This is a genomic window from Streptomyces sp. CG 926 (genome assembly GCF_003148825.1).
Classification (GTDB): Bacteria; Actinomycetota; Actinomycetes; order Streptomycetales; family Streptomycetaceae; genus Streptomyces.
Genome location: NZ_QGGZ01000016.1, coordinates 50,799 through 70,801 on the forward strand (window position 1 = coordinate 50,799; position 20,003 = coordinate 70,801).

Here is a 20,003-nt window from a genome sequence, read left to right on the forward strand (position 1 = left end):
TCACCAGAGCACGGGCAGGCGCTCCGGGATGCGCTTCATGAAGCGGGTACGCCATACGAGCTGGTCGACCGGCACGGCGAGGGCGAGGTTGGGCATCTTCTCCAGGAGCACCTCGATGGCGATCTCGGTGTGCCGCTTGCCGAGAGCGGTGGCCGGGCAGTAGTGCTGTCCGCCGCCGAAGGAGAGGTGCGTGCCGGCGTTCGGCCGGTCGATGTCCGCGACGTGCGGGTCGGGGTACACATCGGGGTCGGTGTTGGCCGCCTCGACCAGGACGAGCATGAGCTCGCCCTTCTTCACCTCGACGTCGCCGAGGGTGACGTCCTCCAGGGCGAGCCGGGGCAGGCCGTCGGCGATCGACAGGTTGATGCGCAGGAGTTCGTCCACCGCGGCCGGGATCTTCTCCGGCTCCTTGCGCAGTCGCTCCCACATCTCGGGGTTCTGGAGGAGGGAGACGATCGCCATGGTCAGGAAGCCCATGGTGGAGATGACCCCCGCGCCGAACAGCGTGACGCCCACGGTGGCGAGCATCTCGTCCGTCAGGTGGTCGTAGTCGGGGTCGTTGCGCAGCGCGGCGAGCTCGGCGATCAGGCCGGTGGTGGTGGGGTCGTCGAGCCGCTCCACCATGTAGGCGATGTCGCGGTCCCAGTTGAGCTTGGCGCCGGTCACCGGGCAGGCGGAGTTCATGAACGCGATGTCGAGGCTGGCCGCGAGACGCGGCGCGTCGGACTCGGGAACGCCGAGGATGCGGCAGTGCAGGTTCTCGGCGTACGGGTTGGTGAACTGGCCGCGCAGGTCGACCGGCGCCCCGTGGCTCAGGAGGCTGTCGACCAGGTCGGTGGCCTGGGCGCGCATCCAGTCGGTGAGCCCGTCGGTCTTGGGGTTGATCGCCTTGAGCACGGCCTTGCGCAGTCCCGCGCCGGTGATGTTGCCCATGTTGTTGACGACCTCGGGCGGGATCGTCAGCGCGTACTGGCGAGGCACACCGGGTGCCGAGGTGTCCTTCAGGCTGAACCGGGGGTCTTCGAGGACCTGCTTGGCCAGCGGATAGGAGGAGACGAGCCAGGCTTCGTCGCCGGCTATCGTGCGAACCCGCTTCACCGGCTCGCTGCGCAGTTCCTCGATCTCGGGCGGGAGCTGGTCGCCGCGCGCTGAGAAGGGGAAGTCGAGCAGGGTGTCAGTGGACATCGGAAGCTCCTTCGGCGGGGGTGATGATGGCGTGACCCTGGTTGCGCGAAGCGCGCAGGCCCGAGCCGCGTGAGTAGAGCAGTTCCGCCATGGGCAGGAGCTGGTGGTAGCAATTGAGGGAGGACGGCACGCCGAGAATGGCCGGCGTGTCGAGGAAGAGCGGCATTTCTGCGCAGACGTACTCCAGGCACACGTCACGCTGCCGCGTGGTCGCGGCCTTCCCGTTCAGGACCTTGGACGAGAGGAACGCGTCGACCAGTGAGTTGCTGGTCTTGCGGAACTCCGGGTCGGTGTCCAGCAGGTTCGTCAGGTGACGGTGGAGCGCCCGGTAGGCGGGAATGTCGGTGAGGGATGACATCGGGCGGGCACGCAGGCGGACGCCGGTGGGATCGGCCTCCGCGGCGGCGTTGTTGACCTTGGCGCGAACGCCGCGCAGGTTCTTCACCGCCTTGCGTCGTGCTTCGTCCTCGCCGTAGCCGAGAGCCTCGTACATCTCTGCCACGTGCATGTCGGTGTAGATGAGATCGACCTGCTCGAAATTGCGCAGGCCCCAGTGGGCAAGGTCATTGACACGTTGGGCCGAGAAGTAGCTGTTCCCCGGGGAAATACCTATGACGGCATGATCGCCTTCGGTGCTGATCACCTGGCAATGCGGGGTGTACGGCCGGACTGTGAAGACTTCGGTTGCTGTCGTCAACAGGGGTCGGGTCCTTTGTGCCGCTAGTCCCATGGGGCCCTGTGCCCCGGGTGTGGCGGCGACGTGACAGAAAGCTACCCGAACTCTGAGCGACCTTCCATGTGTTCTGGGTAGTAACTCATCTGTCGGACGACTCGGTTGACCCGGGCATCCTTTGAACACGGCCGATCCGGGGCCCGGTGGCGGCCGGGCGGCTGTGTTTCACCGGCTGTTTCCGGAATGTCCACCGGCGTGAAATCGGTCGGCCGACCGGAATTCCTCCCGGCCGATTCCGGCCGATTCAGGTCGTGGGTCGGTGCTGAAGGACCATCAGCCTCCCCTTGCTGTACCGGCCTTTCCGGTCGGCGCGCGCGAGGGGCGGGCCGACCGGGAACCGCCGAGGAAAGCGGAGCCGGTCAGTAGGCGAGCGCCGCCAGGACCGGGGCGTGGTCGGAGGGGCTGTCGTGCGGTGCGGCCGGGTGCGCGCCGTCCACCGTCGGCAGCCGCTCCGGGCCGGTGAAGACCCGTTCCAGACGGGGCAACAGGGCCTGGCTCACCAGGATGTGGTCGATGAGCTCCTTCTGGCCGTCGAAGACGCGGGAGAAACCGCCCTGTTCCAGGATGCGTGGCGCGAGGTTCCACAGGCGGCGCGGATCGCCGAGGTCGGTGTCCGGGAAGCCACCGGTACCGATCTGCGAGCCGGGCGGCCCGTACAGGATCTGTGTCGTGGCGGCCTTGAACTCGTCGTTGAGGTCACCCATCACGATCACCTCGTGCCTGCGGCCGTCGCCCTGCAACAGCTGGTCGGCCACGAAGCGCATGGTGACGGCCTCCGCGGCCCGGCGGTACAGGGCGTACGCGGCGTAGCGGGCCCGCAGTTGCTCGTCGTCCGTACTGTGCCGGTTGCCGGGGAAGGTCAGCAGCTTCGACTTGAGATGACAGACGGCCACTCCCATGGTGTGGCCGGGCGCGGGACTCCAACGGACGACCAGGCCGCCACGACCCATCCTCCTGATCATGGTTCCGTCGTCCTCGACCCGGACGGGCGGGAGGTGGTCCGGGAAGGCGGTCCGGTCCTCGACCACGGTGAGCGGCCGGCGGCTGAGGAACCCCACCCGGATGCCGCGGCGGTCGGGGTGCGTGGAGAGCGCGATGTGCCAGTCGCCGTCGAGCCGGTCGACCAGATCGGCCAACGCCTCACGGCTGCCCACCTCCTGGACGCCGAGGAGATCCGGTGCGAGGTGGTCGATGGTGGCCGCCAAGGTCTCCAGCTTCGCCTGGTAGGTGGCCTCGTCCTTGGCGGCGCAGCGGTTCGAGGGTGGGCCGCCCGGGGGCAGTGGGCGGCACAGGTTCTCCAGGTTCCACGTACCGATGACCACGCTCACGGCTGCTCCTCGCCGTCAACCTGACTTGGGCACCACCGGTTTGTGTCCGGGATACACGTGATCGGGGGTGACGATGGAGGTCACCGCCTCGCCGAACAGCGTGCTGGGCTCCTGCCCCTTGTACAGGCTGTCGGTGTTCAGGACGATGACCATCGTCGCCTGTGCCGACGGCAGGTAGACGGGCAGCACCTCGTAGCCCGGGATCGAGCCGTTGTGGCCGATCCAGCCCTGGACGTCGAAGATGCCGAGTCCGTAGCCCGCACCCGGGATGTTCATCGGGGTGGTCTTCAGGCGTTCGGCCTGCGTCGCGGGCTTCAACAACGTGCCGGTGGCGAGGGTGCGGGCCCAGCTGCGCAGGTCCTGGACGTCGGAGGCCATCTCTCCGGCGGCCCAGGCCCAGGACGGGTTCCAGCCGGTCGCGTCCTCGACCTCGCCCGAGGCCGTCTGGTCGGTGTAGCCGTGCGCGTAGGGCGTCGGCAGGGCCGGACTCGTGGGGAACACCGTGCTGCGCAGCCCGGCCGGTCCCAGGACGTCCTTGGTGATCACCTCGTGGAGCGGCCTGCCGGTGATCTTCTCCACGACCAGGCCGAGCAGGATCAGATTGGTGTTGCTGTAGTCGAACTCCGCGCCCGGCTCGAACTGCACGGGGTGCGCGAAGGAGACGTCGAGCAACTGCTGCGGGGTGAAGGACTGTTCCGGATCGGCCTCGAACTTCTTGACGAAGCCTTCGTCCAGGCTGTAGTTGAAGAGCCCGCTGCGCATGCCCGCCAGTTGCCGCAGGGTGATCCGGTCACCGTTGGGAACCCCTGCGACGTACCTGCCGATGGGGTCGTCCAGGCCCGCCTCGCCCTGGTCGACGAGCTGGAGGAGAGCGGTGACGGTGAACGTCTTGGTCTCACTGCCGATGCGCACGTGGAGGTCGGGAGTCATCGGCGCGCCGGTCGCCTTGTCCGCCACGCCGAAGGACCGCAGGTAGCTTCCCTTGCCGGGGGCCCAGAGGCCGACCGTCACACCCGGTACCCGTGCCTCGCGCATGACCCGACGCACGGCGGCGTCGAGTTGCGCCGCGACCGCGGGTGTGAGCGGCGTGAAGCCGGTATCGGTGTCCGAGGACGGGGGAGGGGTGGGGGCCGCGGCCGCGGCCGCGTAGCCGGAGGTGGATCGTTCGGGAGCGGACGCCCCCGCCGCGGAGCCCGCGGCCGCCGGGGCGATGAGCGCTCCTGTCGCGGCGGCAGCCACGCAGGCCCGGCGTAGCCGGAGGTGGGTTGGCTTCACGGCATGGTCTCCTGCCGTCCGAGGGACCCGGGCAACACCATCAGCGTAGGTCCGGGTGCCCCCGATCGCGCGGTGAGCTCTAAGCCGCCGCGGGGCCTCAGGACGCCGGGAGCTCGCGCAGATGTCCCTCCCCGACGAGCGCGACACCGCCTCCGACGCGTACCGGGCGGATGTCCCGGCCGTGGCCGTCCGCGCTGACGGTCATCGTGCTGGGGCGCCCGGTGAAGCGGCCCTGACGCAGCGGGCTCCGCTCCCCGGCGCCGATCCGGCCGTGGCTACGCAGATAGGCGGCGGCGCAGCCCGCTCCGCTCCCGGTGGCGACGTCCTCCAGGAGCCCGTCGTTGCTCCAGTGCCTGCCCTCCATGGCCGCGGCGTCCAGCAGGTAGGCGAACTCGGCGCCGATACGGGCCAGGGGCGCGTCGAGAGCCTCGACGACGCGGGCGCGGGCCAGCGCGTCGCCGCGTACGGGGAGCACCAGGTACCGCAGGCCCGTGGAGACCACCTCCGGGGGCAGGTCCGGGTCCAGGTCGGCCGGTTCGAGGGCGAACAGGCCGGCCAGCCCCTCGGGGTCGGGTCTACCCAGGAAGGTGGCCGCGCCTTGGTCGAGGTGGCTCTCGTACCGGCCCGGGCCCCGACGCTCGGTGGAGACCTGCACCGGACGGCCGGGCAGGCGCAGGGTCCAGGCCTCGTGGTCGCCGTCGCCGTGGAGGGCGTGCAGTACCGCGGCGGCGCCGATGAGAGGGTGCCCGGCGAACTCCAGCTCCCCCGCGAGGTCGAACACCCGCGCCCGCCACGTGCGTGGCCGCCCGGGCGAGCTGTCGCGCACCAGGAACACGGACTCGAAGTGCCGCATTTCCTGCGTGATCGCCTGCATCTGCCCGCCGGTCAGCGGATCGGCTTCGGGGAAGACCGCGAGGCTGTTGCCGCTGTAGGGACGGTCGGTGAACACGTCGACGTGGTGGTAGCGCATGGCGGCGACGCTACCGGGGGCGGGGGAGGGGGGCGTCCGCGGCGGGGCGGTTCCGGCGCCGCACGCGGGGCGGCTCCGGCGCGGAGCGTGGCCAGGCCGTCTCTTTCGGATCCTGTCGGCCGGGCCCGCGTTGTCCGGGGCCCTGCATCTCCGCCGGCTACCGCTGGGCGGGGCCGCGGGGCCGAGGCACGCCCGTGTACCGGACGTACCGGGGTGCTCCGAGAACGCCGCGAGGTGCGGTGCCGGGCGACGCAGGCCCCGGCAATTCGAAAGAGAGAGCCTAGGTGCCGGGTCAGGCGTCGGCCTGGTGCTGTGACCGGCTGGGTTGACCGGGTCGCGACGCCCGGCACGGCACCTCGCCTCGTCCTCGGATCACGCGAGCGTCTCCAGTCCTAGGCGCGGCCGTGCGCCGGGAGCGCGGCATGGGGCAGCACGAGCCCGCCCGCCTGGTCGGTGAACTCCAGGCACAGCGTGTCGAGATGAACCTTGGCGGACTCGACGACCTCGGTCGATCGGCTCCGCACGATCTGCGCGACGGTGGCGATGGCGGCGGCCGACCGCTCCGCCACTCCTCGGAAGTCGTCCGGTGGTCCCACAGCAGGGTCTCGCAGCCGGCGTCCCGCACACCTGCCCTGGTCGGCAGCGCGGCGAAGTCCTGCGCACGGCGAGAGAACTCGTCGTCGGGAGCCGATGCGTGAGGTGTGCCTCGGCCGACAGCCGCCGCCTGGACCGCTCGTCCGAGCAACGTCTGCCCGGAGGCCGCCGGGGCCGCCCAGAGCGTGACGGCCGATCGCCCGCCCGGCCGGGTCACCCGGCGCAAATCCTCCAGGGCTGCCCGAGGTCGTGCGACATGGTTCACGACGAAGTTGCCGATCACCGTGTCGAACGCGCCGTCGGCGTACGGCAGGGTGGGCGGGTAGCAAGGTGTGCCTCGGCCGCCGGTGCGGTCCGGGCGGCCACGGCGACCATCTCGGTTCGGCGTCCACCGCCGTCACCTTCGCTCCCCGCTCGCCCGCGCCTTCGGCGGCGGTCCCGGTACCCGACCCCATGTCGAGCACGCGCGTGCCCGGTGCCCGGCGGCGTCGAGCAGCCGGGCACCGGGTACGCGCAGAGCTTGCCGAAACTGCCCGCGTAGGCATCGGCCTGTGCGGCCCACGCTCGACGCTCAAAGGTGTCGAACGCTGTCATCGTCGTCACAGGTCCTCCCTCCCCGGAACGGTCCCGAGGTCAATGGATCGATCACAGCGCCCCGACCGCCTCCGTGCTCGTGGGGTGTCGGCGCCGGGCCGGTCCTAGGGGGAATCGGAATCTCCGGGTGAGGCGGCGATCTTTCCGATCCGGTGGTTGTGGCGGCGGCGAAGCAATTCCACGGCGGGTACCGTCACCGCCCAGAAGGCGGCAAGACTCGCCCACAGTGGCAGCGCGCTGTGGAGCAGAACCACGCTCGCACCCAATGTGAGCCCGTAGAGTGCGTCGATCCCGGACGGAACGATTCCACGGTTCAGGAATATCGGGGGCATGAATCGATTTCCGTCGCCCCTCGAAAGGTGCTGAATGTACATGATGCTGGAAGACGTGGCGATGGTCAGGGCGGCAATAATTATCACGATCTTCATCGGAGTCTGCTTTCCCGTGCGAAGGATTTCCCCTCTTCAGGGAACCCGTCGGTAGGAATTGCGTCATGATCCGAATATTCGTGGCTTGACATCGGCAATTTCCCGGGCCTGCCGGCATCCGCCGTCCGGGGCGGGCAGGAGGGCCTAGGCTTCCGCCGTGACCAGCACACAAGTGACCCGGCGGCGGCTGATGGGTGTCGGCCTCGGTGTCCTGGCGGGGGCGCCGGCCGGCTGCTCGGGGAGTTCCGGACCCGTACGGCGGCTACGGCTCGCGACGGGGCCCGAGGGCGGGCCGTACAACGCGTTCGGGCAGGCCCTCGCACGGGCCGTCGCGGCGAGCGGTCGCGGGATCGAGATCGTTCCGGTGAGCACCGCCGCCAGCGTGGACAACCTGCGAAAGCTGGACGACGGCTCCGTCGAGCTGGCCCTGGCCATGGCGGACGCCGCCGAGGACGCGGTGCTCGGACGGGAGCCGTTCCCCCGGCCCACCGTCGCGACGGCCCTGGCCAGGGTCTACGTCAACTACACGCACCTGCTGGTCCGGGCGGACGGGCCGGTGCGCTCCGTGCGGGATCTCGCCGGGCGCCCGGTCGCGGCAGGCGCGGCGGGCTCAGGGGTACAGGTCGTGGCGGAACGGGTTCTACGGGCGACCGGGCTGAGCGGCGCCCCCGCGTCGGAAGCCGCGGCGGACGAGCGGCAACTGGGCCTGGCCCCCTCGGTGAGCGCCCTGCGCGAGGGCTCGGTCGACGCGCTGTTCTGGTCCGGAGGGGTGCCGACACCGGCCCTGGCGGACCTGGCCCGCGAGCTGCCGCTGCGGTTCCTGCCGCTCGACGCCCACGTCGGCGCGCTCCGCGAGCGCTACGGCCCCGTCTACACGGCGGTCACACTGCCGGCCGGGGTGTACGGGCTGACGGAGCCGGTGGGAACCATCGGGGTCGGCAACTACCTGCTGGCACGGGCCGATGTACCGCAGGGCGTCGCACGGGACCTGCTCCAGGTGGTGTTCGACCGGTGGCGCGACCTGTTGCGGGAGGTGACGGCAGGGGCCCGACTGGAGCCGCGGTTCGCCATCTCCACCGGTCAGGTGCCGCTGCACCCCGGCGCGGTCGCCCACTACCGGTCCGTGTACGGCTAGGTCGTCACCCGGGAGCAGGAGCAGGAGCAGGCACAGGACCAGGGGCCGGGAGTCGGAGTTCCACCGCCAGGCCGTGGGGCTCATGGCCGCCGACGTCGAGCCGGCCGCCGCTGATCCGGGCGATCTCGTCGGCGATGGCCAGCCCCAGGCCGCTGCCGGGGACGTTCTGGTGTTCCGGAGAACGTGCGAAACGGCGCAGCAGCAAAGGCAGTTGCTCCTCCGGCACGCCCGGGCCGTCGTCCGTGACCCGTACGACGACGGCCCCGACGGTGCTCGCGTCCGCCGCCCGCGTGGCGCGCACCTCGACACGGCCACCGCGCGGGACGAACTTGACGGCGTTGTCGAGGAGCGCGTCGAGGATCCGGCCCGCCGCGTCGGGCAGGGCGCGGGCCGAAAGGCCCTCGGTGAGTTCGGTGATCAGCAGTTCCACCCCCGCGGCGTGGAACACCGGCGTCCAGGCCGCCACCCGCTCGCGCACCGCCCGCGACACGTCCTCCTCGCCCAGCTCCGCCGTCGCCGACTCCACACGGGCCAGTGCCAGCAGGCCGTCCAGCAACTCCTCCAGGCGCTCCGCCTCGTCCAGGGCGCGGCTGTGCTCGGCCAGGCCCGGCCCGGGTGCGATGTGCGGCTCGACGTTCTCCAGTTGCAGCACCAGCGTGGCCAGCGGGTTGCGTAGCTGGTGGGAGGCATCGGCGACGAAGTCACGCTGGCGACCGATGGAGTCGGCCATCGCCTCCGCCATCGTGTTGAAGTGCTGCCGCAGATGGCGCAGTTCCGGCGGACCGGTGTCGGACACGGCCCGGGCCTGCAGGCTGCCGGCGGTCAGCCGCTCCACCGCCCGGTCCAGGTCCAGGACCGGGCGCATCAGCCAGCGCGCGATCCCGGCCGCGACCAGAGCGGCTGCCGCGAAGGCGCCGAACGCCCCGGCGGTGATGAGCGACCAGCGGACCGTCACGTCCCGGCGGGCGGCCTCGGTGGGCACGGCCAGCAGGACCGCCCCGCTCACCCGCTCGTCCCGGCCCACCGGTTCGGCCAGCACGACGGTGCGGGGCCCCCAAGGGCGCAAGGTGGGCAGCCGGTCGGTCGAGCGGCCGGTGAGTGCGCGGCGGCGCGCGTCCGCCCCGTCGGAGGAGCCGCCCCGGGCGGAATCGGCGTCGGTGGCCGCGTTCGTGGCGGCCTGCGCCGCCGGACCGGTCCCGGCCCGTGCCACCATCGCCCCCGCGGAGTCGACCACCACCACCCCGGCTCCGTACAGCTGCGCGTAGCGGCCGATCTCGGCCGCCAGCTCCGCCCGGTCGGCGGGCGTACGCATCCGGTCGGCGAGGTCGGCGAACCGTACGGCCTCCGAACGCCGTTGCAGGAGCAGGTGCTCGGTGCGCCCCCGCGCGTAGGCATCGGCCAGCGGAACGCAGAGCAGCAACGCCGCCGCCCCCATGAGCACCATCAGCACCGCCAGCAGCCGGCGCCTCACCGTTCGCCGCTCCCCGCGTCCGGTCCCGGGAGGCCGAGCTGGTAGCCGAACCCGCGGACGGTGCGTACCAGCCCGGAGCGGCCGGTCTTGGCGCGGATGCCCGCCACATGGACGTCCAAGGAGCGGGAGGCCGCGAGGAAGACGTCGCCCCAGATCCGGTCCAGGATCACCGCGCGGGAATGCACCTCGTCCGGGCGGGCCGCCAGGAAGGCCAGTACATCGAACTCACGTCGGGTGAGCCGTACTTCGGCTCCCGCCACCGTGACGGTGCGACCGGCGAGATCCACCTCGACATCGCCCGCGCGCACGGGCCGGGACCCGGCCGCGGCGGGGTCCCCCGGGTCCGGACGGCCGGGGTGCGGATCGGTCCGGCGTCGTACGGAGTCGATCCGGGCCATCAGCTCGGCCATCCGGAACGGCTTGACCACGTAGTCGTCGGCCCCCGCCCGCAACCCCTGGACGATGTCGCGCTCCTCGCAGCGTGCCGTCACCACGATCAGCGGCGCGTCGCAGACGGTACGCAGCCGCCGCAGCAGCTCCAACCCGTCGAGATCGGGGAGGCCCAGGTCGAGCAGGACGAACTCGGCCTCGCGCACGTGCCGCAGGGCGTCCAAGGCGCGTCCGACCCGGCGGACGGTGTGCCCCCGCTGGGCGAGCGCCGTGCCGAGGGCCTGGGCCATGCGGTCGTCGTCCTCGACGAGAAGCGCGTGCATAGACAGTCCCTCGCGACCTGTGACCGCGGCCCCGACGTGCCGGAGCCGCTCTGGCGGAGCCATCGGGTCCGGATCCCCGTGGCCCGGCGCAGCAGCTTACGGGAGCCGCCCACCGGGCCACCGCGTCGGACGATCAGCGTGCGGTCTCGGCGGGAGCCGCCGCCGGCCGGTCCCGCTCGGGCTCCCCCTCGCGCTCGCCGTCGGCCTCGGCCTCGGCACGGCTCAGGGCGGCATTGCGGGTGTCCGGCATCAGCACGTAGGTGACGAGGGAGATCAGCGCGCACCCGGAGACGTACCAGAAGAACATCTTCTCGTGCCCGCTGTTCTTGAACCACAGCGCCACGTACTCCGCCGTGCCGCCGAAGAGCGCGTTGGCGATCGCGTACGGCAGAGCCACGCCCAGCGCGCGCACCCGGGTCGGGAACAGCTCGGCCTTGACGGCCGCGTTGATGGACGTGTAGCCGGTGACGATGACCAGGGCCAGCAGGGACAGCCCGAGCGCGGACCAGTAGGAGGACGCCGATCCGAGGGCGGTCATGATCGGGTACGTGCCGACGGTGCAGCCCACCGCGAAGGTGATCAGCAGCGGCCGGCGGCCGATCCGGTCCGACAGCATGCCGGCGAAGGGCTGCAGTACGGCGAAGAGGGTCAGCGCGGTGAAGCTGACGAGCGTGGCGGTGGTCTTCTCCATGCCCGCGCTGCCGACCAGGTACTTGGTGAGGTACGTGGTGTAGGTGTAGTACGCGACGGTGCCGCCGAGGGTGAGTGCCATGACCAGCCCCGCCTGCCGCCGGTAGTGCCACAGGGCCTTCAGCGTGCCGCGCGTGCTGTCGTCGTGGGCCTCCTCGCCCGGCGCCGATGCCGTCTCCTCCTTGAAGGCGTCCGTCTCCTGGAGCCGGCGCCGCAGCCAGAAGACGACCACCGCGAACAACGCCCCGACGAGGAACGGGATCCGCCAGCCCCAGCTCTCCAACTGAGCCGTCGTCAGGGTGTGCTGAAGGGTGATCAGGATGCCCAGGCCGAGCAGCTGGCCGCAGGTCATCGAGACGTACTGGAAGGACGAGCCCAGGCCGCGCCGGTTTCGGGCCGACGCCTCGGTCAGGTAGGTGGCGCTGGCCGCGTACTCGCCGCCGATGCTCATCCCCTGGAGCAGCCGCGCGAGCAGCAGAACCAAGGCGCCGAAGTACCCGGCCTGCCCGTAGGTCGGGGCGACGGCGATCAGCAGGGCGGCCACCGACATCATGGTGACGGTGAGGGTGAGCGCGCTCTTGCGCCCGTGCCGGTCGGCTGCGCGCCCCAGGATCCACCCGCCGACGGGACGCATCAGGAAGCCGACGGCGAAGATACCGGCCGTGTTCATCAGCTGGGTGGTGGGGTTGTCGCCGGGGAAGAAGGAATCGGCGAAGTAGATCGCGAAGCTGGCGTAGACGAACCAGTCGTACCACTCGACGAGATTGCCGAGCGAGCCGCCGACCAGGGCCAGACGGCGCTTCCTGCGCTTGTCCCCGGGCGGCGACGCGGGCATGACGACGGACGAGGACATGGCGGCTCCAGAGAGAAGTCCCTGATGAGGGACGGCAGAACTGCCCCGGCGATGGGGGAGTGTCCAGAGCATGCGGCGGCCGTTGTACCCGGACAAGGTCCGCCACGCAGATCTAACGTTCCGCTAAGGAAGCTCCTGGGGAGGCCTCGGGGCCGCCGGATTTCACCATTCAGTCATGCGCACGTCATGCCTGCTCCATGGCCGTCACCCGAACGTGGCCCACGGTGGGGGCGGCCCGTCGCGGGACGCCGGCAGATCCCGGGGTTCCCCGGGCCCCTTGGAGGACCCCGGCGCACCACCCGGCCGGCCCCACCCAGTACCCCAACAGGAGGCAAGATGCGCGTGATCCCGAGCAGGCGGACCCCGATCGTGGCCGTCGCGGCCATGGTGGCCCTGGGGGCCGTCGCCGGACCGGCGCACGCCCACGCGGACCACGGCGGCACCGCACCCTCGCTGCCGCGGGTGACGGCCTCCGTCGAGACGCCCTCCCTCTTCGACGACGAGGCCGGCGGCAACGCGAACGCCGACGACCCGGCGATCTGGCGCAACGCCGCTAACCCCGACGCCAGCCTGGTCATCGCCACCGCCAAGGAAGGCGGCCTGCGCGTCTACGACCTGGACGGACGCCAGGTGCAGTCCCTGCCCGCGCCCGCGCCGCCGAGGGACGGCGACAAGCCCGGACGCTTCAACAACGTCGACCTGATCAGCGGACTGCGCTTCCCGGACGGCCGTCACGACGTCGCCGTCGTCTCCGACCGCGGCCGTGACCAGCTGCGCGTCTACCGGATCGACCCGAAGCGGCCCACCGCCCCGCTGGTCGACGTCACCGACGAGACGGCCGCCCCACAGGTCTTCTCCAGCGGCCAGGACGAGGTCAACGACCAGCGGACCGCCTACGGCCTGGCCGCGTACACCGACCGCCGCAGCGGCCGCTCGTACGCGGTCACCAGCCGGCGCCACGCCACCGACCTCGCGCTGGCCGAACTGCGGCCGAACGCCCAGGGCAAGGTCGGCTACCGCACCGTCCGCACCACCTCCCTGCCCGCCACCTTCACCCTGCCGAACGGCAAGACCTGGACCCCGTGCGGCGAACCGGGCGAGCGGCCCCAGGTCGAGGGCATGGTCGTCGACCCCGACACCGGAGACCTCTACGCGGGTCAGGAGGACGTCGGCATCTGGAAGCTCGACGCCGACCTGCGTTCCCCCGCCCGCCTCGTCGAGAAGGTCCGCTCCTTCGGCGTGCCCGGCACCTGGAACCCCGGGACCGAGGAGTGCGACGCGGGCGTCGACCCCGGCTTCGGCGGCCGGCACGTCTCCGCCGACGTCGAGGGCCTGACCATCTGGCGCGACCCGAAGCAGCCCGGCCGCCGCGGCTACCTGCTCGCCTCCAGCCAGGGTGACGACACCTTCGCCGTCTTCGACCGCGAGCACGGCAACGCCTACGTCAGCGGGTTCCGCATCGGTGACGCCGCGAAGCCCGGGTCGCCGGACGGCTCGCAGGAGTGCGACGGCGCCGCCGTCACGACCGCCCCGCTGGGCAAGAGGTTCCCCGACGGCCTGCTGGTCGTCCAGGACGGCCACAACACCCCCGCGACCACCGGAGCCGACGGCGAAGCCCGCACCGACACCGACTTCAAGTTCGTCGACCTCGGCCTCCTGAAGCGGGCCGCCCACCTCTGAACCCGCCACCGGGGACCGTGACCTGGGCGGAACCGCATTCGCCCAGGTCGATAGGATCGCCACCGCATACGACGGAAGGCGATCATGGCGGACAGTCCCCTCAGGCCCAGCTCGTTGATCAACACGGTCTACGGGGCGTTCCTGCGACGCCTCGGAGGCTGGATCTCGGTCGCCGACCTGATCACCCTGATGTCCGAGCTGGACGTGGACGCCCCGGCGGCGCGTTCGGCGATCTCCCGGCTCAAGAAGAAGGGCGTCCTCGAACCGGAACGTCGGGGCGCCACCGGGTACCGGCTCAGCCCGGGCGCGCAGCCCGTCTTCGACGAGGGCGACCGGCGCATCTTCGGCAGCCTGGAACCGGCGAAGCTGAGCGACGGCTGGGCCATGGCCGTCTTCTCCGTACCGGAGTCGGAGCGTTCCCACCGCTACCAGCTGCGCACCCGGCTGACCTGGCTGGGCTTCGGGAACATCGCCCCGGGCGTCTGGCTGGCGCCCGGCCGCCTCCTCGCGGACGCCCGCGACATGCTCGTCCGGCTCGGGCTCAGCGAGTACGTGCACCTGTTCGCCGCCGAGTACGCGGCCTTCAGCGACCTGCCCGGCACGGTCAGCTCCTGGTGGGACTTCCCGGCGATCGAGGAGCAGTACGCCGGCTTCACCGAGGCCTACGCCCCCGTCGCCGCACGCCTCGCCGAACGGCCCACCATCGACGGCGCCGAGGCCTTCCGCCACTACGTCCCGATGCTCACCCAGTGGCGCCGCCTGCCCTACCTCGACCCCGGACTGCCCGCCGAACTGCTCCCGGCGGACTGGAACGCGGTCGCCGCCCGACAGATCTTCCAGCAGTTGAACGAGGTGCTCGCCCCGCCCAGCCTGCGCCACGTACGGGAGGTCACGGGCCTGACCGAGGCCTGAGGCCGCACCACCGGGCGGGTGAGCCGGCCGGGTCGGCCGACACCGGCCGAGGGTGCGTGCCCTGGGGGAGCCCGGGCGCGAGGATGCGGTCATGGCCGACACCTTCGTTTCACGCACCATCGACGTGACGACCGGGGACCGGGAGACCGTCCATGACCTCACCGACGCCTGCGCGTCGTTCCTCGGGGAGGTGGCGCGGGGCCGGAGCGGACTGCTCAACATCTTCACGCCGCACGCGACCGCCGGGCTCGCCGTCATCGAGACGGGCGCGGGCAGCGACGACGATCTCCTGAAGGCCCTTGCGTCCCTGCTGCCGGCCGACGACCGCTGGCGGCACCGGCACGGCTCTCCCGGCCACGGCCGGGACCACGTACTTCCCGCGATCGTCCCGCCCCACGCGACACTGCCCGTGATCGACGGACTGCTGGAGCTCGGAACCTGGCAGTCCGTCACCCTCGTGGACACCAACCGCGACAACCCCCGACGTCAGGTCCGCTTGACGTTCCTCGGCTGCTGACCCTGTTGGCCTGATGGCGTATCCGCCACCAGCGCCCGGGGCCGAGGGGCTGCGACTCCCGGTCCGGCAATGCCGGGCCCGCGGGCCCTCGTGCCGGATGATCGGGGGAGGGGCGCCGACGAGGGACCCGGAGAGCCGATGCGACACCGGAGTGCGCTGCTGTGCGTCCTTCTGACGGCGGCTCTGCCGGCGGCCGTTCCCGGGTGCGGAGGTCCTTCCGCCCTGCACGGCACACCGCCCGCGCCCTCATCCGTACCGGCCACCGGCGACTTCTCCGGCCAGGTCGAGGTGGGCGGCGGCCGGAAGATCTACCTGAGCTGCAAGGGCAGCGGCAGCCCCACCGTCATCCTGGAATCCGGGCTGCACGACTCCTCCGACACCTGGACCATCACGGACACCCGGCCGCCCGTACCGAAGGCCCCGGCGGTGTTCCCCGGCGTCGCGGCCTTCACCCGGGTCTGCGTCTACGACCGGCCCGGGACCGTCCGGTACACCGAGCCGCCGGCGCTCACCACCCGCAGCACTCCCCTCGACGGCATCCGCACCCTCACCGCGATGGCCGACGACCTCGACAAGCTGCTGACATCCGCACGGGTGCCGGGCCCCTACGTGCTGGTCGGCCACTCCTTCGGCGGGATGATCACCCGGCTCTACGCCCAGCGGCACCCCCGCAAGACCGCGGGGCTGGTCTTCGTCGACGCGTTCGGTACGGACATCCGCGCCCTCTTCGGCACGCGCTGGGCCGCGTACCGCGCGCTGTTGAACAGGCCCGGCACCCCCTTCGACACGCGACCCGCGTTCGAGAGGGTGGACATCGACGGCGCGATCGACTCCGTCACCACCGCGCCGCCCCTGCCGGCGGTACCCATGGCCGTGCTCAGCAAGACGGAACCGTTCGCCGCCGCGCCCGGAACCCCGAAGGACCTCCTTGACACCCTGGAGCGGGCCTGGCCCCAGGTCCAGCAGAAGCTGGTCGAGCTGGGGAACCAGACCCCGCAGTTCCTGGCCACCGGGAGCGACCACTACGTACAGGTGCACGACCCCGACCTGACGATCGACGCCGTCCGGCTCGTCGTGGGCCGCGTCCACGCGAAGCAGTAGACCGGGCTCCCGGTGCGGGACGTCCGGGCCGGCCGCGCGCGGCCGGCCCGGAGCTCAGGATCAGGCGAGGTCGAACCGGTCGAGGTTCATCACCTTGTCCCACGCAGCGACGAAGTCCTTCACGAACTTCTCCTTCGCGTCGTCGCTCGCGTAGACCTCCGCGAGTGCGCGCAGCTCCGAGTTCGACCCGAAGACGAGGTCGGCACGGGTGCCTGTCCACTTGACCCGGCCGGTGGCGGCGTCGCGGCCCTCGAACGCGTTCGCGTCCTCGGACGTCGCCGACCACGTCGTACCCAGGTCGAGCAGGTTGACGAAGAAGTCGTTGGTGAGGGACCCGGGGGTCGCGGTGAAGGCACCGAGCGGGGTCTGCTGGTGGTTCGCCCCCAGCACACGCAGGCCACCGACCAGGGCCGTCATCTCGGGGGCGCTCAGGGTCAGCAGGTTCGCCCGGTCGAGCAGCAGGTACTCGGCCGGCAGCCGGTTGCCCTTCCCGAGGTAGTTGCGGAACCCGTCGGCGACCGGCTCCAGCGCGGCGAACGACTCCACGTCCGTCTGCTCCTGCGTCGCGTCCACGCGGCCCGGGGCGAAGGGGACCTGGACGGCGAACCCGCCGTCCTTCGCGGCCTGTTCGACGGCGGCCGCGCCGGCCAGCACGATCAGGTCCGCGAGCGAGATCCGCTTGCCGCCGCTCTGGGCGGAGTTGAAGGACTCCTGGATCCCGGTCAGGGTGCGCAGCACCGTGGCCAGCTGGTCCGGGTCGTTGACCTCCCATCCGCTCTGCGGCTGGAGGCGGATCCGGGCGCCGTTGGCGCCGCCCCGCTTGTCGCTGCCGCGGAACGACGAAGCCGAGGCCCACGCGACCGAGATGAGCTGGGACACCGACAGGTCCGAGGCGAGGACCCGCTCCTTGAGCGCGGCGACATCGGCGGCGTCGACGAGCTCGTGCGTCACCGCGGGGAGCGGGTCCTGCCACAGCAGCGTCTCGGTCGGGACCTCCGGGCCGAGGTAGCGCACGACCGGGCCCATGTCACGGTGGGTCAGCTTGAACCAGGCGCGCGCGAACGCGTCGGCGAACTCGGCGGGATTCGCGAGGAAGCGCCGGGAGATCTGCTCGTAGGCGGGGTCGAACCGCAGGGAGAGGTCGGTCGTCAGCATCGTCGGGGCGTGCGTCTTGGACGGGTCGTGGGCGTCGGGCACGGTACCCGCGCCGGCGCCCTCCTTCGGCCGCCACTGGTGCGCCCCGGCGGGGCTCTTGAACAGCTCCCACTCGTAGCCGAACAGGATCTCGAAGAAGGTGTTGTCCCAGGTGATGGGGGTGTTGGTCCAGATGCCTTCGAGACCGCTGGTGATCGCGTCGCCACCCTTGCCGGTGCCGAAGGAATTGCTCCAGCCCAGCCCCTGCGCCTCCATCGGGGCGGCCTCGGGGTCGGCGCCGACGCTCTCCGCCGGGCCCGCGCCGTGGGTCTTGCCGAAGGTGTGGCCGCCCGCGATCAGGGCCACCGTCTCCTCGTCGTTCATCGCCATCCGGCGGAACGTCTCGCGGATGTCGCGGGCCGCGGCGATCGGGTCCGGGTTGCCGTTCGGGCCCTCGGGGTTGACGTAGATGAGGCCCATCTGGACCGCGCCGAGCGGGTTCTCCAGCTCGCGGTCGCCGGTGTAGCGCTCGTCGTCGAGCCAGGTGGTCTCGGGGCCCCAGTAGACGTCCTCGTCGGGCTCCCACACGTCGGCGCGGCCGCCGCCGAAGCCGAAGGTCTCGAAGCCCATCGACTCCAGGGCCACGTTGCCGGTGAGGATCATGAGGTCGGCCCACGAGAGGCTCTGGCCGTACTTCTTCTTGACCGGCCACAGCAGACGGCGGGCCTTGTCGAGGTTGCCGTTGTCCGGCCAGCTGTTGAGGGGGGCGAAACGTTGCTGGCCGGCGCCGGCGCCGCCGCGGCCGTCGCTGATCCGATAGGTGCCCGCACTGTGCCAGGCCATACGGATCATGAACGGGCCGTAGTGGCCGAAGTCGGCGGGCCACCAGTCCTGGGAGGTGGTCAGCACGTCCGCGATGTCCCGCTTGACGGCGGGAAGATCGAGGGTCTCGAACGCCGCGGCGTAGTCGAACTCCTCACCGAGGGGGTTCGCGACGGCGGGGTTCTTGGCGAGGATCTTCAGGTTGAGCCGTTCAGGCCACCACTGGCGGTTTCCGCCGCCTTGAGTCGGGTGCGGGGCTCGTCCGTGGGCTACCGGACAGCCGTCCCCACCCTCCGACTTGGCGTCTGTGACGATTGCATCATGGTTCTCAGACATGGGAATCCTTCCGTACCAGGCGGATCACGGTGTTCAGGAACTGAATGCGACTGATTGCGACCGATTGCGATGGAACAGCCGGGGCGCGGGGCCCCGAGCGCATGGACTCGGCGTCGTCGATCGCCACGAAGCCGAGGTGTCACCGTCCCGGACGGTTGCGAGAAGTGGGACGCCGGCGGCGGGTGTGCGCGGGTCGGCGCCGAGCAGCGCCCCGGCGGTGATCCGTCGCGTCTTCGTCACCTGCCGCTCCGGAGTCTTCCTGTCTCTTGGCTATCTACGAAACCGATCCTACGATGGACGGAATCCAAGTCAAGAAGGACACCAGGTCCACATTCGTTCGGATCCCGGATGTCGGCCGACAACCTTCGGAGCACCCGTCGAAGCTGAAGAGGTGGGCCCATATGAGTGACCTGCTGGGGCGTTTGCGCGGGCGTGGCTGGCGGATGACCTCGCAGCGGCGCGTGGTCGCGGAGGTCCTGGACGGTGACCACGTGCACCTCACGGCGGACGAGGTGCACGCCCGTGCGGCGCGGCGGTTGCCGGAGATCTCCCGGGCGACCGTCTACAACGCGCTGGGCGAACTGGTCGCCCTCGGCGAGGTCGTCGAGGTGAACACCGACGGCCGGGCCAAGCGCTACGACCCCAACGCGCATCACCCGCACCAGCACCTGGTGTGCTCCGCCTGCGGACTCATCCGTGACGTCCACCCGACGGACGACCCGCTGGCCGGCCTCCCGGCGGACGAGCGCTTCGGATTCGCCGTGTCCGGGGTCGAGGTCACCTACCGGGGCCTGTGCCCGGACTGCGCGTAGCGCACCCGCCGGATACTTCCCGCCCGACGCCCGACGCCCGCCCGCGCCCCTGCCCGTGCCCTATCCCTGTCCTTCCTGCTCCACCTCGTCCACGTGCCGGGCGCCGCGCCAGGCCGCCTCGAACTCCTCCTCGCCGATCTCCATGCCCACCAGTTCGGGGTCGAAGAGGTCGAAGAGCGGCGGGTTGAAGGCCCAGTCGTCCGGATCGCTGCGCACACCGCGGCCGTCCGGGCCCCGTTCGACCTGACGCAGCCTGCGACCGTCGGACCCGACCTCCAGCAGGTACAGGGTCCGGCCCTCGCCGTCCTCCTCGTCCCAGGAGCGCCGCAGCCACACGATCTCCCGGTCGGCGAGCGCCCCGAAGCCGTCCAGGCCGCGCTGGGCCTCCCGCAGGGCCCGCAGGTCCGCCAACCCGGCGGGCGTGCTCGCCCCGTCGACCCGGACCTCCTCCAGATCCCAGCCCTCGGCCTCCGCGACCGTCTCCTGGGTCTCGACGACCTCCACCTCCGCGAACGTCTCGCGCACCTCCCGTACCGATCGCGCGTGGACCCACCACCACAGGCCGCCCATGCCGTAGTCGTGGAGCACGAGAAAGCGCTGCGTGGGCGCAAAGTGATCCTTCATATCGGCCGACGATAGGCGAGCCGCCGATCACGGTCCGTGCCGCCCCGGCAACGGCCCGACGGTCTGAATTCCCCCTTGCAGCGTGGCGCTAATACC

At 71.3% G+C, this 20,003-nt stretch carries 18 protein-coding genes; 6 read left to right on the forward strand and 12 right to left on the reverse strand.

Annotation, left to right across the window (positions count from 1 at the left end):
- The 7 genes from BCL76_RS33695 to BCL76_RS33725 form a co-directional block, all read right to left on the reverse strand.
- Entirely contained in the window at positions 1-1,185 is a 1,185-nt protein-coding gene (locus tag BCL76_RS33695) for a cytochrome P450 (RefSeq protein ID WP_109783172.1), read from the reverse strand.
- Positions 1,175-1,915 (reverse strand): tRNA-dependent cyclodipeptide synthase, encoded by a 741-nt coding sequence (locus BCL76_RS33700; RefSeq protein WP_078913439.1) that lies wholly within the window; start codon positions 1,913-1,915, stop codon positions 1,175-1,177. Before BCL76_RS33700 ends, BCL76_RS33695 begins: the two co-directional genes overlap by 11 nt.
- Positions 1,916-2,277: 362 nt before the next feature.
- Positions 2,278-3,240: an endonuclease/exonuclease/phosphatase family protein gene (locus BCL76_RS33705; protein ID WP_109783251.1), complete on the reverse strand. Its 963-nt coding sequence runs from the start codon at positions 3,238-3,240 to the stop codon at positions 2,278-2,280.
- 21 nt (positions 3,241-3,261) lie between these two features.
- Positions 3,262-4,521 (reverse strand): serine hydrolase domain-containing protein, encoded by a 1,260-nt coding sequence (locus BCL76_RS33710; protein ID WP_109783173.1) that lies wholly within the window; start codon positions 4,519-4,521, stop codon positions 3,262-3,264.
- Between the two features lie 97 nt (positions 4,522-4,618).
- Positions 4,619-5,491: a PhzF family phenazine biosynthesis protein gene (locus tag BCL76_RS33715; protein ID WP_109783174.1), complete on the reverse strand. Its 873-nt coding sequence runs from the start codon at positions 5,489-5,491 to the stop codon at positions 4,619-4,621.
- A 392-nt stretch (positions 5,492-5,883) separates the two neighbouring features.
- Positions 5,884-6,087, reverse strand: a complete 204-nt coding sequence (locus tag BCL76_RS40165; protein WP_258310072.1) for a hypothetical protein — start codon at positions 6,085-6,087, stop codon at positions 5,884-5,886.
- A gap of 696 nt (positions 6,088-6,783) precedes the next feature.
- Positions 6,784-7,107 (reverse strand): hypothetical protein, encoded by a 324-nt coding sequence (locus tag BCL76_RS33725; protein ID WP_109783175.1) that lies wholly within the window; start codon positions 7,105-7,107, stop codon positions 6,784-6,786.
- Between the two features lie 157 nt (positions 7,108-7,264).
- On the opposite strand from BCL76_RS33725, the gene BCL76_RS33730 reads away from it, so the two are divergent.
- Positions 7,265-8,242 (forward strand): TAXI family TRAP transporter solute-binding subunit, encoded by a 978-nt coding sequence (locus BCL76_RS33730; protein WP_258310058.1) that lies wholly within the window; start codon positions 7,265-7,267, stop codon positions 8,240-8,242.
- 4 nt (positions 8,243-8,246) lie between these two features.
- On the opposite strand, the gene BCL76_RS33735 is transcribed toward BCL76_RS33730, so the two are convergent.
- The 3 genes from BCL76_RS33735 to BCL76_RS33745 all read right to left on the reverse strand — a co-directional run bounded on the left by BCL76_RS33735 (position 8,247) and on the right by BCL76_RS33745 (position 11,951).
- Positions 8,247-9,713: a sensor histidine kinase gene (locus tag BCL76_RS33735; protein WP_219934007.1), complete on the reverse strand. Its 1,467-nt coding sequence runs from the start codon at positions 9,711-9,713 to the stop codon at positions 8,247-8,249.
- Positions 9,710-10,426 (reverse strand): response regulator transcription factor, encoded by a 717-nt coding sequence (locus BCL76_RS33740; RefSeq protein ID WP_109783176.1) that lies wholly within the window; start codon positions 10,424-10,426, stop codon positions 9,710-9,712. The genes BCL76_RS33735 and BCL76_RS33740 overlap by 4 nt, the downstream gene beginning before the upstream one ends.
- A gap of 133 nt (positions 10,427-10,559) precedes the next feature.
- On the reverse strand, positions 10,560-11,951 hold the full coding sequence (locus BCL76_RS33745) for an MFS transporter (RefSeq protein ID WP_258310069.1): 1,392 nt from the start codon (positions 11,949-11,951) through the stop codon (positions 10,560-10,562).
- A gap of 354 nt (positions 11,952-12,305) precedes the next feature.
- On the opposite strand from BCL76_RS33745, the gene BCL76_RS33750 reads away from it, so the two are divergent.
- From BCL76_RS33750 to BCL76_RS33765, 4 genes are all read left to right on the forward strand, one after another.
- Entirely contained in the window at positions 12,306-13,649 is a 1,344-nt protein-coding gene (locus tag BCL76_RS33750) for a phytase (protein WP_109783178.1), read from the forward strand.
- Between the two features lie 84 nt (positions 13,650-13,733).
- On the forward strand, positions 13,734-14,561 hold the full coding sequence (locus BCL76_RS33755) for a PaaX family transcriptional regulator (protein ID WP_109783179.1): 828 nt from the start codon (positions 13,734-13,736) through the stop codon (positions 14,559-14,561).
- Positions 14,562-14,652: 91 nt separating this feature from the next.
- Positions 14,653-15,078, forward strand: coding sequence for a secondary thiamine-phosphate synthase enzyme YjbQ (locus BCL76_RS33760; protein WP_109783180.1), 426 nt, complete (start codon positions 14,653-14,655; stop codon positions 15,076-15,078).
- Between the two features lie 138 nt (positions 15,079-15,216).
- On the forward strand, positions 15,217-16,179 hold the full coding sequence (locus tag BCL76_RS33765; RefSeq protein ID WP_181382851.1) for an alpha/beta fold hydrolase: 963 nt from the start codon (positions 15,217-15,219) through the stop codon (positions 16,177-16,179).
- A gap of 60 nt (positions 16,180-16,239) precedes the next feature.
- Here BCL76_RS33765 and katG read toward each other — a convergent pair whose 3' ends face one another.
- Positions 16,240-18,471, reverse strand: coding sequence for a catalase/peroxidase HPI (gene katG, locus BCL76_RS33770; RefSeq protein ID WP_109783182.1), 2,232 nt, complete (start codon positions 18,469-18,471; stop codon positions 16,240-16,242).
- Positions 18,472-18,872: 401 nt separating this feature from the next.
- Between katG and BCL76_RS33775 the strand changes: the two genes are divergently transcribed.
- Complete coding sequence (locus BCL76_RS33775; protein ID WP_030762932.1) at positions 18,873-19,283, forward strand: Fur family transcriptional regulator; 411 nt, start codon at positions 18,873-18,875, stop codon at positions 19,281-19,283.
- Positions 19,284-19,343: 60 nt separating this feature from the next.
- Here the strand turns inward: BCL76_RS33775 and BCL76_RS33780 are convergent, their stop codons facing one another.
- Entirely contained in the window at positions 19,344-19,907 is a 564-nt protein-coding gene (locus BCL76_RS33780) for a hypothetical protein (protein WP_219934008.1), read from the reverse strand.
- Between the last annotated feature and the right edge of the window lie 96 nt (positions 19,908-20,003).

Bases quoted from the DNA above. Each gene is read 5' to 3' on its own strand.
- BCL76_RS33755 (WP_109783179.1), top strand. From the start codon at position 13,734: ATGGCGGACAGTCCCCTCAGGCCCAGCTCGTTGATCAACACGGTCTAC.
- BCL76_RS33750 (WP_109783178.1), top strand. From the start codon at position 12,306: ATGCGCGTGATCCCGAGCAGGCGGACCCCGATCGTGGCCGTCGCGGCC.
- BCL76_RS33760 (WP_109783180.1), top strand. From the start codon at position 14,653: ATGGCCGACACCTTCGTTTCACGCACCATCGACGTGACGACCGGGGAC.
- BCL76_RS33745 (WP_258310069.1), bottom strand. From the start codon at position 11,951: ATGCCCGCGTCGCCGCCCGGGGACAAGCGCAGGAAGCGCCGTCTGGCC.
- BCL76_RS33780 (WP_219934008.1), bottom strand. From the start codon at position 19,907: ATGAAGGATCACTTTGCGCCCACGCAGCGCTTTCTCGTGCTCCACGAC.
- katG (WP_109783182.1), bottom strand. From the start codon at position 18,471: ATGTCTGAGAACCATGATGCAATCGTCACAGACGCCAAGTCGGAGGGT.
- BCL76_RS33725 (WP_109783175.1), bottom strand. From the start codon at position 7,107: ATGAAGATCGTGATAATTATTGCCGCCCTGACCATCGCCACGTCTTCC.
- BCL76_RS33695 (WP_109783172.1), bottom strand. From the start codon at position 1,185: ATGTCCACTGACACCCTGCTCGACTTCCCCTTCTCAGCGCGCGGCGAC.
- BCL76_RS33700 (WP_078913439.1), bottom strand. From the start codon at position 1,915: ATGGGACTAGCGGCACAAAGGACCCGACCCCTGTTGACGACAGCAACC.
- BCL76_RS33715 (WP_109783174.1), bottom strand. From the start codon at position 5,491: ATGCGCTACCACCACGTCGACGTGTTCACCGACCGTCCCTACAGCGGC.
- BCL76_RS33740 (WP_109783176.1), bottom strand. From the start codon at position 10,426: ATGCACGCGCTTCTCGTCGAGGACGACGACCGCATGGCCCAGGCCCTC.
- BCL76_RS33765 (WP_181382851.1), top strand. From the start codon at position 15,217: ATGCGACACCGGAGTGCGCTGCTGTGCGTCCTTCTGACGGCGGCTCTG.
- BCL76_RS33775 (WP_030762932.1), top strand. From the start codon at position 18,873: ATGAGTGACCTGCTGGGGCGTTTGCGCGGGCGTGGCTGGCGGATGACC.